Annotated in this window: 17 protein-coding genes; 8 read left to right on the top strand and 9 right to left on the bottom strand. The window is 72.5% G+C overall.

What is annotated here, in order from left to right:
* Positions 1-116: 116 nt before the first annotated feature.
* A complete protein-coding gene (locus tag OG514_RS36955; RefSeq protein WP_266902449.1) occupies positions 117-812 on the top strand; it encodes a TetR/AcrR family transcriptional regulator in 696 nt (231 codons plus the stop codon).
* Positions 813-859: 47 nt separating this feature from the next.
* Here the strand turns inward: OG514_RS36955 and OG514_RS36950 are convergent, their stop codons facing one another.
* Genes OG514_RS36950 through OG514_RS36935 form a run of 4 tightly spaced genes read right to left on the bottom strand, consistent with a single transcriptional unit; the run spans position 860 to position 2917 of the window.
* Positions 860-1366 (bottom strand): GNAT family N-acetyltransferase, encoded by a 507-nt coding sequence (locus tag OG514_RS36950; RefSeq protein ID WP_266902447.1) that lies wholly within the window; start codon positions 1364-1366, stop codon positions 860-862.
* Entirely contained in the window at positions 1363-1800 is a 438-nt protein-coding gene (locus tag OG514_RS36945; RefSeq protein ID WP_266902445.1) for an arsenate reductase ArsC, read from the bottom strand. Before OG514_RS36945 ends, OG514_RS36950 begins: the two co-directional genes overlap by 4 nt.
* Complete coding sequence (locus OG514_RS36940) at positions 1797-2609, bottom strand: MIP/aquaporin family protein (protein WP_266902443.1); 813 nt, start codon at positions 2607-2609, stop codon at positions 1797-1799. The genes OG514_RS36945 and OG514_RS36940 overlap by 4 nt, the downstream gene beginning before the upstream one ends.
* A complete protein-coding gene (locus OG514_RS36935; protein ID WP_266903071.1) occupies positions 2606-2917 on the bottom strand; it encodes a helix-turn-helix transcriptional regulator in 312 nt (103 codons plus the stop codon). Before OG514_RS36935 ends, OG514_RS36940 begins: the two co-directional genes overlap by 4 nt.
* A 249-nt stretch (positions 2918-3166) precedes the next feature.
* Between OG514_RS36935 and OG514_RS36930 the strand changes: the two genes are divergently transcribed.
* The 3 genes from OG514_RS36930 (at position 3167) to OG514_RS36920 (ending at position 5558) form a co-directional block, all read left to right on the top strand.
* Positions 3167-3595 (top strand): ArsI/CadI family heavy metal resistance metalloenzyme, encoded by a 429-nt coding sequence (locus tag OG514_RS36930; protein ID WP_266902441.1) that lies wholly within the window; start codon positions 3167-3169, stop codon positions 3593-3595.
* 83 nt (positions 3596-3678) lie between these two features.
* The gene (locus tag OG514_RS36925) at positions 3679-4896 is read left to right on the top strand and encodes a sensor histidine kinase (RefSeq protein WP_266902439.1); all 1218 of its coding nucleotides are present in this window, start codon (positions 3679-3681) and stop codon (positions 4894-4896) included.
* The gene (locus OG514_RS36920) at positions 4893-5558 is read left to right on the top strand and encodes a response regulator transcription factor (protein WP_266902437.1); all 666 of its coding nucleotides are present in this window, start codon (positions 4893-4895) and stop codon (positions 5556-5558) included. The genes OG514_RS36925 and OG514_RS36920 overlap by 4 nt, the downstream gene beginning before the upstream one ends.
* A 282-nt stretch (positions 5559-5840) precedes the next feature.
* Here the strand turns inward: OG514_RS36920 and OG514_RS36915 are convergent, their stop codons facing one another.
* Positions 5841-7394, bottom strand: coding sequence for an MFS transporter (locus OG514_RS36915; protein WP_266902435.1), 1554 nt, complete (start codon positions 7392-7394; stop codon positions 5841-5843).
* Between the two features lie 87 nt (positions 7395-7481).
* Here OG514_RS36915 and OG514_RS36910 point away from each other — a divergent pair, with 87 nt between their 5' ends.
* Positions 7482-7880 (top strand): MarR family winged helix-turn-helix transcriptional regulator, encoded by a 399-nt coding sequence (locus OG514_RS36910; RefSeq protein ID WP_266902433.1) that lies wholly within the window; start codon positions 7482-7484, stop codon positions 7878-7880.
* A gap of 12 nt (positions 7881-7892) precedes the next feature.
* Here OG514_RS36910 and OG514_RS36905 read toward each other — a convergent pair whose 3' ends face one another.
* On the bottom strand, positions 7893-8636 hold the full coding sequence (locus OG514_RS36905; RefSeq protein ID WP_266903069.1) for a maleylpyruvate isomerase family mycothiol-dependent enzyme: 744 nt from the start codon (positions 8634-8636) through the stop codon (positions 7893-7895).
* Between the two features lie 59 nt (positions 8637-8695).
* Positions 8696-9925, bottom strand: coding sequence for an MFS transporter (locus OG514_RS36900; protein WP_266902431.1), 1230 nt, complete (start codon positions 9923-9925; stop codon positions 8696-8698).
* A gap of 314 nt (positions 9926-10239) precedes the next feature.
* Between OG514_RS36900 and OG514_RS36895 the strand changes: the two genes are divergently transcribed.
* Together OG514_RS36895 and OG514_RS36890 are read left to right on the top strand one after the other, a co-directional pair.
* A complete protein-coding gene (locus OG514_RS36895) occupies positions 10240-10473 on the top strand; it encodes a hypothetical protein (protein ID WP_266902429.1) in 234 nt (77 codons plus the stop codon).
* 272 nt (positions 10474-10745) lie between these two features.
* Positions 10746-11972, top strand: a complete 1227-nt coding sequence (locus OG514_RS36890) for an ROK family protein (protein WP_266902427.1) — start codon at positions 10746-10748, stop codon at positions 11970-11972.
* A gap of 34 nt (positions 11973-12006) precedes the next feature.
* On the opposite strand, the gene OG514_RS36885 is transcribed toward OG514_RS36890, so the two are convergent.
* Both OG514_RS36885 and OG514_RS36880 read right to left on the bottom strand, forming a co-directional pair.
* Positions 12007-12474 carry an SRPBCC family protein gene (locus tag OG514_RS36885; RefSeq protein ID WP_266902425.1) on the bottom strand — a complete coding sequence of 156 codons (468 nt, stop codon included), beginning with the start codon at positions 12472-12474 and terminating at the stop codon, positions 12007-12009.
* Between the two features lie 10 nt (positions 12475-12484).
* On the bottom strand, positions 12485-13162 hold the full coding sequence (locus OG514_RS36880) for a DUF4232 domain-containing protein (RefSeq protein ID WP_266902423.1): 678 nt from the start codon (positions 13160-13162) through the stop codon (positions 12485-12487).
* A 247-nt stretch (positions 13163-13409) separates the two neighbouring features.
* Here OG514_RS36880 and OG514_RS36875 point away from each other — a divergent pair, with 247 nt between their 5' ends.
* The gene (locus OG514_RS36875; protein WP_266902421.1) at positions 13410-14180 is read left to right on the top strand and encodes a class I SAM-dependent methyltransferase; all 771 of its coding nucleotides are present in this window, start codon (positions 13410-13412) and stop codon (positions 14178-14180) included.
* Positions 14181-14230: the final 50 nt, after the last annotated feature.

Here is a 14230-nt window from a genome sequence, read left to right as displayed (position 1 = left end):
AGAGCAAAGTGTGAGCACTGCTCTCGCTTGAGATCAGTGTGCACGGATCGTCGCTCACAAGCAAGAGCGGTGCTCTCGTTTCGTATCGGCGCTCCGAAAATGGCACACTGCTCTCCATGACGACTGTTCGAGGAGCCCGCGCCCGCGCCCGTATCGAGATCACCGCCGCCATCAAGGACGAGGCCCGCACCCAGCTCGCCGCCGAAGGCGCCGCCAAGCTGTCCCTCCGGGCCGTGGCCCGCGAACTGGGCATGGTGTCCTCCGCGCTCTACCGCTACTTCCCGAGCCGCGACGACCTGCTCACCGCACTGATCGTCGACGCCTACGACGCCATCGGCGCCGCCGCCGAACAGGCCGCCTCCGAGACCGCCCGGCAGCGCCCCCTGGACCGCTGGACCGCCGTCTGCCGGGCGGTCCGCACCTGGGCCGTCGCCCACCCGCACGAGTACGCCCTGATCTACGGCTCCCCGGTGCCCGGCTACACGGCACCCCAGGACACCATCGTCCCCGCCTCCCGCGTCGGCCTCGTCCTCATCGAGACCGCGCGCAGCGCGCACACCGGCGAGGGCGTCGCCCTTCCCCCGCTCCCGGAAGCGCTGAGCCCCGAAGCCGCCCGCCTGGCCGCCGACGTCGCCCCGGACCTCCCCCCGGCGCTCGCGGTCGCGCTGGTCGCCGCCTGGTCACAGCTCTTCGGCCTCGTCTCCTTCGAGGTGTTCGGCCACTTCCACAACATCGTCGAGGACCGCGACACCTTCTTCGCGACGGCGGCCCGCCGCCTCGGCCAGGACGTGGGCCTGCTGCCGCGCGGCTGAGGGGCGCGCGGCAGCAGGCCCACGTGGCCATGCGCCCCGGGGGTGCGTCAGTCCACGACGGGGCTGCGGCGTTCGACGAGGACGACGTCCCGCCAGACACCCTGACGGCGCCCCAGGCGCTCCCGCGTGCCGACGACGCGGAAGCCGGCCTTCGCGTGGAGGGCGAGACTGGCGGTGTTCTCCGGGAAGATGCCCGACTGGACCGTCCAGATCCCGGCGGCGTCGGTGGACGCGAGCAGTTCGGTGAGCAGTGACAGACCGACACCCCGGCCGCGCGCCTCGGGGTGGACGTAGACGGAGTGCTCGACGACCCCCGCGTACGCGCAACGGTCGGAGACCGGGGTGACGGCCGCCCAGCCCAGAACCCGGTCGTCCCCGTCGAGGGCGACCAACCGGTGCGCGGGAGCCCGGCTGCTGTCGAAAGCCTCCCAGGTGGGTGGGTGCGTCTCGAACGTGGCGTCGCCGCCCTCGATGCCGAGGCGGTAGACCTCCAGCACCTGTTCGGCGTGTGAGGGCAGCAGAGGGGCGATCCGCACCGCGCCGTTCGCGGTCATACGGCCTCCTCGACATCGAGGTCGGTGAGCAGTTCGCGGACGAGGTGCTCGATCCGGTCACGGATCGGGCGGACGGCGGCGACGCCCTGGCCGGCCGGGTCGTCCAGCTGCCAGTCCAGGTAGCGCTTGCCCGGGAAGTACGGGCAGGCGTCACCGCACCCCATGGTGATCACGACATCGGACTCCTGCACCGCCTCGACGGTGAGCACCTTCGGGGTCTCGGCCGAGATGTCGATCCCGACCTCCTGGAGAGCCTCGACAACGGCCGGGTTCACGGCATCCGCCGGGGCGGATCCGGCCGAGCGCACCTGGACGCGGCCCCGGCCGAGGTGGCTGAGGAAGGCGGCGGCCATCTGGGACCGCCCGGCGTTGTGCACACAGACGAAAAGGACGGACGGTACGGAGGGTGCGGAGGGGATCGGGGCAGCGCTCACGGGCGGGTACTTCCTTCACGGGGGCGAGGGGGCTCGGGTACAGGGCCCGGGTCGGCCGTGTGCCGGTCGGACGGTCGGCCGAACAGCAGGCCGTACAGCGCGAGTCCGGCGACGAGCCCGCCGAGCTGTGCGACGACGAACATCGGTACCGAGCCGGGGGAGATGCCGGCGAAGGTGTCGGTGAAGGCCCGGCCCACGGTGACGGCCGGATTGGCGAAGCTGGTGGAGGAGGTGAACCAGTAGGCGGAGCCGATGTAGGACGCGACCACCACGGGAGCCAGGTGCGCCCGGCGGGCCCTGGGCAGCCCGAGGACCAGCAGGATCAGGCCGGCGGTGGCGACGACCTCGCCCAGCCACAGGTGTGGGTCCGACCGGTCGTGGCCGGACCATTGGACGAGCGGTTCGGCGAACATCGCGTCCGCGAGGACGGCGCCGCCGATCCCTCCGGCTGTCTGCGCGGACACATAGGCGGCCACCTCGCGCGCGTGCGGCCCTTCGCCGCTTTCCCCGCCCCTGCCCCCGCCGTCCGTTGCGCCCCGGCCCCCGCCGTTCAGGGATCGTCGCCCGGTCGTCGCCCAGGTCGCAAGGGTGACGACCGGGTTGAAGTGGGCGCCCGAGACGGGGCCGAGCAGGGCGATGAGGACGCCGAGGCCGAACACGGTCGCCACGGAGTTGGCCAGGAGTTGTACGCCGACGTCCTGGCTGAGCCGGGTGGCCTGGATGCCGGAGCCCACCACGATCGCGACCAGCGCACCGGTTCCGACGAACTCGGCCGCCACGCGCCGCCCGAGCGGAGCCGTAGCCGTCACTCGGTCGTCCCGGCCGGAGCCTGGAGCAGCGAGGAGAGTCGCGTCAGGGCGGCGGGCAGCACCCAGTAGTAGACCCAGGTCCCGCGTCGCTCGGAGTCGACCAATCCGGCCTCCCGGAGCACCTTCAGGTGGTGGGAGATGGTCGGCTGGGACACGTCGAACGGCCCGGTGAGGTCGCAGACGCAGGCCTCGCCGCCCTCGTGGGAGGCGATGAGCGAGAGCAGCCGCAGCCGGACCGGGTCGGAGAGGGCCTTGAAGGCCTTCGCCAGATCGGCGGCGGTCTCCGCGCCCAGCGGCTCCCGGATCATCGGCGAGCAGCAGGCCCCCGCCCCGTCCGCATCGGCGGGGTCGAGCAGCGGCAATTCCAGATTCGACATGTATCTATATTGACAGCTGTCTCATCAAGGAGCAACCTTGAAAGCAAGATATCGACGGCCATCGATACAGGCTGTGCGGTCCAGGATCTGCGGTTCGGGATCGCGATTCAGGACCGGCGATACAGGAAGCCCCAGCCATCGCTGGCCGCCGTCGAGGCATCCGATCAGAGGAGTCCTGTCATGTCCCGCGTCCAGCTCGCCCTGCGCGTCGCCGACCTCGAAGGCTCGATCGCCTTCTACACCAAACTGTTCGGCGCCGAGCCCGCCAAGCGCCGCCCCGGCTACGCGAACTTCGCCCTCACCGAGCCGCCGCTCAAGCTCGTCCTCATCGAGGGCGAGCCGGGCGCGGACACCCGCCTCGACCACCTCGGCGTCGAGGTCGGATCCTCCGAGGACGTCACCGCCGCCACCGACCGCCTTGCGCGAGTCGGCCTCGCCACCCGTCCGGAGACCGACACCTCGTGCTGCTACGCCCTCCAGGACAAGGTCTGGGTCCACGGCCCCGGCGGGGAACCCTGGGAGGTCTACGTGGTCAAGGCCGACGCCGACACCCTCGAAAAGGCCGCCGGTGCGCCGGAGGCCTGCTGCACCACCTCGGGCGGCCGATGATCCCGTCTACTCCGGCGGGAGTAGGGGCGACCACCCCGTCGGGCTGACGTCTTCGCGGGTCGCCCACGGTTAGCGTGGCGGGCATGGAACAGGAGTGGACGGCCGGGCGCGGCTCGTGGGGCCGGTGGCAGCGCGGGGACAGCGGCGGGGGCCTGCCCTGGCGGTCCACGGTCCTGATCGCCGTGGTCGTCATGGCGGGGACCGGGTTCGCCGCGAGGAACCAGCCGGACCGGGAGGCGCTCGACGCGCTCGGGCGGGCCCTGCTGCTCCTCGGGGCGGCTCCGCTGTTGTTCCGTCACCGGTGGCCGGTGCCGGTGGTGTTCGGCGTCGCTGCCGTCACCCTCGGCTATCTCGTGGCGGGATACCCGTACGGCCCGGTCTTCGTCATGGTCGCCGTCGCCTGTTTCGCGGCCGTCGTGCACGGTCACCGGACCGCCGCCGCGTGGGCCCTCGGCCTGCTGTGGGCGGGCCATCTGCTGCTCTCGCACTGGCTCTACCGCTGGCTGCCCCCGCCGGGCGACGGCCCCGCGCCCTGGGGGCAGGAGCTTCCCGCCGCCGCGTTCGCCTTCGCCGTACTGGCCGTCTCGGAAACGGTCCGGGTGCGCCGCGAGCAGCGCGCGCAGCTCCGTGCCGACCGCGCTGCCGCCGAGCGGCGCCGCGCCGACGAGGAACGGCTCCGCATCGCCCGGGAACTCCACGACGTGCTCGCCCACTCGATCTCCGTGATCAACGTGCAGGCGGGGGTAGGCCTCGCGCTCCTGGACTCGGACCCCGAACAGGCCCGCACCGCCCTGACCACCATCAAGGCGGCCAGCAAGGAGGCGCTCGGCGAGGTCAGGCAGGTCCTCGACACCCTCCGTACCCGCGGCGACGCGCCCCGCGCCCCCGCCCCGGGTCTCGACCGGCTCCCCGAGCTCGTCGAACAGGCCGCCGCCGCGGGCCTCACGGTCACGGTCGCGACGACCGGCCCGAGGACCGACCTGCCGCCCGGAGCCGACCTCGCCGCCTTCCGGATCGTGCAGGAGGCGCTCACCAACGTGGTGCGCCACTCCGGTTCGCGTACGGCCCGGGTACGCATCGGGTACGGCTCCGGGCACCTGGACCTGACGGTCGACGACGACGGCCCCGCCACCGGCACCGAGGCCGGCGGCAGCGGCAACGGTCTCGCCGGCATGCGGGAGCGGGCCGCGGCCCTCGGTGGCACCATCGAGGCGGGCGCCCGCCCGGACGGCGGCTTCCGCGTCCACGCCGTACTACGGCTCCGCCAGGAGGAGCCCCCGTCACCGCAGGAGACCCCGTGATCAGAGTGCTGCTCGCCGACGACCAGTCGCTGGTCCGGGCGGGGTTCCGCGCGCTGCTCGACGCCCAGCCGGACATCGAGGTGGCGGGGGAGGCCGCCGACGGCGGCGAGGCGGTGGAACGGGTGCGCGCCCTGCGCCCCGACGTCGTCCTCATGGACATCCGGATGCCCGGGCTCGACGGTCTTGAGGCCACGCGCCGCATCACGGACGACCCGGACCTGGCCCAGATCCGGGTCGTCATGCTGACCACCTTCGAACTCGACGAGTACGTCTTCGAGGCGATCCGTGCCGGCGCCTCCGGCTTCCTGGTCAAGGACACCGAGCCGGAGGAACTGCTACGGGCGGTGCGCGCCGTCGTCCACGGCGACGCGTTGCTCTCCCCGGGCGTCACCCGCCGCCTGATCGAGGAGTTCGCGGCCCGCTCCAAGGCCCCGGGCGCCACCGCGGCCCTCGGCGCGCTGACCGAGCGGGAACGGGAGGTGATGGCCCTGGTCGGCATCGGCCTGTCGAACGAGGAGATCGCTCGCAGACTGGTCGTCAGCCCACTCACCGCCAAGACCCACGTCAGCCGCGCCATGGTGAAGCTCGGCGCCCGGGACCGGGCCCAACTCGTCGTCCTGGCCTACGAGTCGGGCCTCGTACGCCCCGGCTGGCTCGGCTGATCCCTGAGAGATGTCCGGAAGCCGGACCGGCCGTAGCCGTAGACCGTGCCGCTCGATCCCGTGTGCGCGAGGAGGACGGATGCGAGCTCGCCCTGGGCGAGCTGCCTGGTCAGCGGTATGACGGTGTCGTCCCCGACAGGCTGCGCCCCGCCGGTTCCGCTCGCGGACGGCCGCCGGTTCGCGGGCCGCGGCAACGGCGCTGCAACGGTGGGCCCGACCCGGGCGCGCATGCGGATCTCGCCGGGCGGTATGCGCCCGGCGAGATCCGGAAGGCAGCGCCTTCTAGTCGCGGGCCGCGACCTTGGTCGGCGCGCCCTCGATGGCCGTACCGTTCCCGGCGACGGCCGTGGCGCCCGCTCCCGACGGCGTGGAGCGGGCGACGACGATCGACGGCTCGCCGCCCTGCTCCCGCTTCGTCCGGAGTCCCGGCAGTGTGATGAGCAGCCCGGCCAGAGCGATGACCGTGACCACGGCCAGACCCGGACGGAAGCTGTCCAGGACCGCCTGCGGGGATGTGCTCGCCCCGCCGCCGTCCGCCGTGATCACGGCGGTGATGACCGCCAGGAACAGTGCGCCGCCGACCTGGATCGAGGTGTTGAGAAGCCCGGACACCATGCCCTGCTCGTCGTCGTCGACCCCGTTGGTGGCCTGGATGTTGAGCGAGGGGAACACCAGCGCGCAGGCCGCGCCGAGCAGCAGCATCGAGGGCAGGATGACGGCGGCGTACTGCGGGGTGAGGGAGATCCGCAGGAACAGCGCGTAAGCGACGACGAGCAGGGTGAAGCCGACGGCGATCACCCGGGGTGTGCCGAAGCGGTCCACGACGCCGCCGATCTTCGTGGAGGAGAGCGCCACGAGCACACCGGCGGGGAGGAACGCGAGGGCGGTCTGGAGCGCGGACCAGTGCAGCAGTGACTGCATGTACTGGGTCACGATGAACTGGAAGGCGACGTACGAGCCGAAGAACGCCGCCGCGCCGAGCTGGGCCCGCACCTGTGAGCCGGAGCGCAGCACTCCGAGCCGTACGAGGGGACTCGCGCTGCGCCGCTCGATCAGGACGAAGGCGACGAGCAGCGCGGCGGCCACCGTGAAGGACAGCAGGGTGCGTACGGAGGTCCAGCCCGTCTCGGGGGCCTGGACGACGGTGAAGACGAGCAGCAGCATCGCGGCCGTGCCGGTGACGGCACCCGGCAGGTCGTAGCCGCCGGAGGAGTTCTCGCGGGCGCTGTGCGGGATGAGGCGCAGGGCGAAGGCGAGGGCGATGAGGGCGACGGGGGCGGGGAGCAGCATCGTCCAGCGCCAGCTCAGCTCGGTGAGGAGACCGGACAGGACCAGGCCCATGGAGAAGCCGGTGGCGGCGCAGGTGGTGTAGATGGACAGGGCCCGGTTGCGCTGCGGGCCCTCCTTGAAGGTCGTCGTGATGATCGACAGACCGGCGGGGGCGGTGAAGGCGGCGCTCAGCCCCTTGATGAACCGGCTGGCGATCAGCAGCGGCCCGGAGTCGACGAGCCCGCCGAGGAGGGAGGCGAGCGCGAAGACGGCGAGCGCGATGAGGAAGACCCGGCGCCGGCCGAGCAGATCGGCCGCACGGCCGCCGAGGAGGAGCAGGCCTCCGTAGCCGAGGATGTAGCCGCTCACGATCCACTGGAGGGTGGCGGTGGAGAGGCCGAGGTCGGTGGCGATGGAGGGCAGGGCGACGCCGACCATGGAGACGTCGAGGGCGTCGAGGAACATCGCGGCGCAGAGCACGAGCAGGGTGCCCCAGAGACGCGGACTCCAGCGTTCCTGCACGGAGTTGGACACACCGGTGGGCGCGTCGGTGAGCGGAGAGGTCATGGGCAGGACAGTACATGCACATGCATTGAATGCAAGCGCATTTAATTCCCATGCAACAAAAGGGGTCGTCTCTGCTAACGTGCGGCCATGGCAGCGAACAAGTCCGAACGCGCGCTCGTGGACGAGTGGCGTGACGTCCTCGCCCTGCACGCCCGTACGACCTGTGAGCTCGACCGGGCGCTCCATCCTTACGGACTCGGTGCCAGCGACTTCGAGGTCCTCGACGTCCTCGCCGAGGGCGCGGCGGAGGACGGCCCGGCCTCCTGGCGCGTCCAGGAGCTGGCCGGGCGCGTCCATCTCAGTCAGAGCGCCCTCTCCCGGCTGATCGCACGCCTGGAGAAGGACGGCCTGGTCCTGCGGGGGATGTGCGCCGAGGACCGGCGGGGCGTCCAGGTGAAGCTGACCGACAAGGGCCTCGCGCGCCATACCGAGGTACGGCCGCTCCAGCGTGACGTACTGACCCGGATGCTGGACGGGACGGCCTGAGCCGTCCGGGGTTCAGACCCCGGAGGTCTCGCGCCACACCCGCGCGATCTCCTCGTCGCCCGTGAACGTCATGGCGTCGAAGGGCAGCCGGTTCCACAGCGCGAGGTACAGCCGGTCGGCGGCCCCGACGAGTTCGGCGTCCACCGCCCCCGTCGCGCCGTCGCCCCGCTCGGTCCGCGGCGGCTCCGTCGCCGAAAGCCGTACCGTCCACACCTCGCCCGTGTCGGTCGCCCGCACCCGCAGCGTCCGGGGCCCGGCCGTCCGCACCCGGCTGCGGTCCCGGCCGTGGAAATGGAGCAGCAGCTCGTCGATGCCGTCGACGGCGACCGACGACTCCACCGGCCCCGGTCCTGCCGTGAGAGCCGACTCGGCGTCCGCGCGATGGACGGTGGTCTCGTGCGCCTGCCGCCGCGCCCAGAAGGTGAGCGGCGAGGGTGCGGGCAGGAAGGTCCAGCACTCCAGGGACTCCGGCGCCGCCCGCAGGGCGGCGACGAGAGCCGCGTGGCCCTCGCGGAAAAACGCCAGCAGCTCGTCGCCGTCGAGTGTGGTCTCGCCACCGTCCGGCCGGTACGTGGTGTGTGCCTCGACCACGAGATCCGTGGCCCAGCGGTGCACCATCGAGGTGTGCCGGAGGAGGTCCCGGACCCGCCACCCGGGACAGGTCGGCACCTCCGCGTCCGGCCCGGCTTCGGCCGCCGCCACCGCAAGGGCCCGGCCGGCCGTCTCCAAGACGTCGATGTACTCCGCGATCTTCAACGTTCCCCCGTTCGAAGCGTCCATGAGCGAATTCTCGCAGCCCTGGACGCGTCGCGAGCTCAACTCACCCGAGGGGCTCCGGCGTTCCGCGCCCAGTAGCCCATGACGGCGGCACCGGCGGCGAGCACGGCGACCGTCGTGAGGGCCACCGGAAGGGAGAACCAGTCGGCGAGGAACCCGATGGACGGCGGGCCGAGCAGCATGCCCCCGTAACCGAGCGTGGACGCGGTCGCCACCCCGCCGGGACCGGCGACGGCACCGGCGCGGGCCACGGCGACGGGGAAGATGTTGGCCAGACCGAGACCGGTGATCGCGAAGCCGAGCAGCGTGGCCCAGACGCTCGGCGCGAGCGCGCCGAGCAGCATCCCGGCAGCGGCCGTGGCGCCACCGAGGACCAGGGTCCGTGTCTGGCCGAGGCGTTCGAGCAGGGCCGTACCGGAGAGACGCCCGGCGGTCATGGTCAGCGCGAACACGGAGTACCCGGCGGCGGCCACCCCCGGGTGTGCGCCGAGGTCCTGCTCCAGGTGGAGGGCGCCCCAGTCGGCGAGTGCCCCTTCGCCGTACGCCGTGCACAGCGCGATCACACCGAAGACGAGCACGATGCGTCGCGATCCGCCGGACCGCCCGCCCTCCGCGCCGGCCGTGGGCGGCAGGGATTCGGGCGGCGGGGCAGGGGCGGGATGGCGCAGGAGTACGGGCCCGGCGACGGCGGTGAGCACCAGCCCGACCCCGGTCAGCCCCAGCAGATGGGCGGTCGGGGAGAGGCCCCCGGCGAGCAGCCCGCCGAGCCCCGCCCCGATCATGCCGCCGAGGCTGAAGGCGGCGTGGAAACTGGGCATCACCGGGCGCCGGAGGGCGGTCACGAGATCCACGGCGGCGCTGTTCATGGCGACGTTGATCCCGCCGTACGCGGCGCCGAACACGAGCAGTACGAGCCCCAGAGCGAGCGGCGACCGGGTGAGCGCGGGCAGGGCGACCGACAGCGACAGGAGTACGGCGGTGGCGACGGTGACCACGTGGGAGCCGTAACGGCGGCAGAGCCGCCCGGTCAGCGTCATGGTGATCACGGCGCCGGCGGACACCCCGAGAAGGGCGAGGCCGAGGTCACCGGCCGAGGCGCCCGTCTGCTGCTTGACGGCGGGGATGCGGACGACCCAGCCGGCGAACAGGAAACCGTCGAGGGCGAAGAAGAGGGTCAGGGCGACGCGGAGGCGGGACAGGGGGTGGGTGGCGGTGTCTCCGCCGAAGCCCCCCGGAACGGCCGTCCGTACTTTGTTTAGTAGCGGCACAAACTCAGGATAGGGGGATCCCCCGGCCGTAATCAAGTGAGCGGCGGGTGAACCCGAAGTCGGCCCTTGATCGTCGACGCCGACTGGCCGCGCTCCTGTCCGCCGTGCACGCCGTCCGGGTGACAAAGCCCAGGTCATCGAGGTGACGGTGATCCTCAACGGGCTGCTGAGGAACATCGTTTCTGCGCTCGCGCGACCCCGGGATCCGGCTGCCCGGCATTGGAGTGAGACGCCGTGTCTCGCCATTTCCCCGGACGTTTGACCGGCAGACGAGCACCTTCTGGCACGTCATTCCGAGATCTTGAGGAGTAGCTATGCGTTCTCTCGCCGCGTCTGTCCTGGCCGTGGGCATTCTGCTGGGCGGCGCCGGTGCCGCGCTCGCCAACGACGGAGTCGGGCTGGGGCACGGCTCCGCCGGCGGCGCGGGCTTCAGCTCGCACTGCGCGGTTGCGGGCGTGCCGTCCGTGTACGGAACGATCTTCACCGGTTCGTGTTCGGAGAAGGGCTGGGAAGAGGGCGAGGAGTTCGCCTACCTCGGCGCCCACTGACCTGACGCCACCCCGGTTCGGGCGACGGCGCAGCCCTCGCCCGAGCCGACCCACTCCGGAGGCCGGGGCCGCAGGGCGGGCCGGTCGGCTACGTACGGTTCCGGAGCGGCCCCCACGGCCGGACCACGGCGGGCGACACCCACGTCCCCAAGGGGGACCGCCCTTGGGGACGTCCCACGCTCCTGAGGGGGGCGGCCAGGGGAAACCCCCACGCCCCCGGGGGAGGCGCCCAGGGGGACACCCCACCCCTCGATCATGGGAGACTCGCCCCCATGAACGGCAAGGCGACGACGACCCGGACACGGCTGGACAGGGGGCGCAACGCGCTCGGCCCGGCGCTGGAACTGGTGCACACCGGCAGGGCGCCGACCAGGGCCGTCCTCACCGCCGAACTAGGTGTCACGAGGGCCACCGCCGGCGCGGTCGCCGCCGAGCTGGAGGCCCTCGGCCTCATCCGCGTGGACTCCAACCCCGGCGCCGCCGCAGGCTCCCAGGGCCGGCCCTCCCACCGTCTCGCCGTCGACGAGAAGGGCCCCGTCGCCCTCGCCGCCCAGGTCCACGCCGACGGCTTCCGCGCCGCTCTCGTCGGTCTCGGCGGCACCATCGTGGCCACCGTTCCCGGCTGTGTCACCGTCTCCGCCGACCCGGCCCAGGTCCTCGGCGAGGTGGTCGAGGCCGGAGCCGCGCTGCTCAGGGAGAGCGGCCGCCGCTGCGTCGGCGCGGGCCTCGCCGCCCCCTCGGCCGTGGCCGAGCCCGAGGGCACGGCGCTGAACCCGCTGCACCTCGCCTGGCCCGCCGGGGCGCAGGTCCGGGAGATCTTCGCCGAACAGGTACGGGCCGCCGGCATCGAAGGCCCCGCGTTCACCGGCAACGACGTGAACCTCGCCGCCCTCGCCGAGCACCGCCACGGCGCGGGGCGCGGCGCCCGCGACCTGCTCTGCGTGGCCACCGGCCACCGGGGCGTCGGTGGCGCGCTCGTCCTGGACGGTCGCCTGCACACCGGCAGCGCGGGCCTCGCCCTGGAGGTCGGCCACCTCACGGTGAACCCGGAGGGCCGGGCCTGCCACTGCGGCAGCCGAGGCTGCCTGGACGTCGAGACCGACCCGCTGGCCTTCCTGACGGCCGCGGGCCGCGCCCCCGGCCCCGAGCTGTCCCTGCTCCAGCAGGCCCGCGACCTGCTGCGCACGAGCCCCGACGACCCGGGCGTACGCGTGGCCGTCGGGGAGCTGATCGACCGTCTGGGGCTAGGCCTCGCGGGCCTGGTGAACATCCTCAACCCGGACCGGATCATCCTCGGAGGCCTGCACCGCGAGCTCCTCGACGCCGACCCGGAGCGGCTCCGCGCGGTCGTCGCCGACCGAAGCCTGTGGGGCCGCAGCGGGGGAGTGCCGATCCTCCCCTGCACCCTGGACCACAACAGCCTCGTCGGCGCCGCCGAGCTGGCGTGGCAGCCGGTCCTCGACGATCCACTGGCGGCACTGAGCCGCGAGCCGGTCTGAACCGGGCCCGGCCCCCGCTCCCGTACGAGCGGGGTTACGACTCCGGGCGTCCTTCGGCGAACGCGGCCAACCGCTCCAGAGCCATCCGGGTGCCCGCCTCGTTGTCGGCGGCGGGCACGGCGTCGGGCACCCCTTCGTGAACGAGGACCACGTCCGTGCCGCCCTCCAGTGCGATCAGCGTCGCGGTGAGGGTCATGGGGCCCCGCAGCGCGGGGTCCTGCGTCTCGAACTCGGAGATCTCGACCACGCGTTCGTCGGGGAGCAGCTCCACGAAGCGCCCGTGGTACGTGTCCGTGCGAGCCCCCGACTTGCCGGTGCCGTCGGCCGTGTCGTACGTGAGCGAGACGCGGAAGGTTCCCCCTTCGCGCGCGTCGAATTCGTGCACCTCACAGGTCATCCCGTCCGGCACCCGCCAGCGCGCCACGGCCTCCGGGTCGACGAGCGCCCGGTAGACGGCCGAGGGCGGGGCGTCGACATGTCGGGACACGCGCGTGGTGTACACCCCTCCCACGTTAGAGGCTGAGGGCGTCCTCCGCGTTCGTCATCCACGCGGTCACCGAGTTCTTGTCCGGCGACACGTACAGGCCGGGGGTCGAGACCTTCAGCGGCTTCTGCTCCAGGTCGGAGTCGGTGCTCATCGTCATCGCGATCGAGTCGACGGTCGTGCCCTTGCCGTCCTTGAGGCCGCCCATGAGTCCCGCGTACGCCGACTGTCCCGGCGCGAGTCGGATCGCGTCCTCGATCCCGGGGGCCGGACCCCGCTCGACGGCATGCCCGTCGAGGACGCCGAAGGTGACGATCGGGTGTCCCAGGGCCCGGCAGGGCTTGCTGCCCTTGTTGGTGATCTTCAGCAGATAGCTGCTGGTCGTGGGCTCCGCCAGGGTCGCGGTGAAGGTCACGTCGAAGGTGCTGCAGGGGAACACGTCGTAGTCGGGGTCGACCGACGGCGTCGCAGGCTTCGAGGGGGCCGGGGGCTTCGTGGGCGCGCCCGTGGGAGTCTTGGTCGGCGCGGTCGTGGGTGCCTTCGTCGGTGCGGCGGTCGGTGCGTCCGTCGGCGTCACGGACTTCGACGGAGTCGCCGACGGCGCTTCGGGACCACCTGCCGCCCCGTCCTCGCCGGGCCCGCAGGCGGTCAGCGCGAGTGCGGAGAGGGCGACGAGAACGACGGCGGATCTGCGGACGGTGCTCATGACGGTGTCCCCCGATGAGAAGCGCGCACGGCGCGGTACTGGACGAACCGATCAGACCTGACCTGACCTGACCTGTTCCGGGCCGAGCTCGGTCGGTCCGAACTCCAGAGTCCCGAAGAAACTTCACGACTTGGTGACGGCGTCTTGCCGAAATCACCACGGAGTCGGCGGGACGAACCCCCGACGCGCCCCTCATCGGCCGGAAACCCCTGGCCAGGGCCGGTCGGACGACGTACCGTTCCCCCTCATGACCATTTCTGATCATGAACTTCCTCCGCGCCTCGGCAGCCTCACCTTCCACAGCCCCCTCTCCGAGGCCCGTGCCGCGCGCATGGTCGAGCGGCTCGCCGCCATCGAGCCCGCCGATGTGCTCGACATCGGCTGCGGCTGGGGCGAGTTGCTGCTCCGTGTCCTGGAGGCCGCCCCGGCGGCCAAGGGCGCGGGGATCGACATCAACGCCGAGGACCTGGCCCGTGGCCGGACCCTCGCCGAGTCCCGTGGTCTCGCCGACCGTGTCGAGTTCTTCGAGGAGTCCGCGCTCGGTACGGACCGGGGACCCGTCGACGTGGTCCTCTGCCACGGGTCGAGCCAGGCGCTCCTCGACCCCGAGCAGCCGCACGACCTCTCCGTCGCCCTGCGCGAACTCCGCCGTCTCGTCAGGCCCGGTGGACATGTCGTGCTCGGGGAGTGCTTCTGGGATCGCACTCCCACGGACGAGGAGCTGGCCGGGATGTGGCCCGGCGCGACCGCGGACGAGCACACGTCCCTCGGCGTCCTCGTCGACCTCGCGATCGAGGCCGGATTCCGGCCCGCGTGGATCGAGACGGCGACCGCGGAGGAGTGGGAGGAGTTCGAGTCGGGCTACCGGTACGACACCGAGGTCTGGCTGGCCGCCCACCCCGACCACCCGCTCGCCGCAGAGACCCGGGAGCGCGTCGACCGGCAGCGCTCGACCTGGGTGAACGGCTACCGGCGCGTCCTCGGCATGGCCTACCTGACGCTCGTCGCCGTCGCCTGATCAACCAAGGCCCGGGGCCAGGCGCGCCACTGCCGCCCGGTCAACCAGTC

This window comes from Streptomyces sp. NBC_00572 (genome assembly GCF_026341815.1).
Lineage (GTDB): Bacteria > Actinomycetota > Actinomycetes > Streptomycetales > Streptomycetaceae > Streptomyces.
Note: the sequence above shows the minus strand (reverse complement) of the source record. Positions and strands in the feature narration are given on the sequence as shown.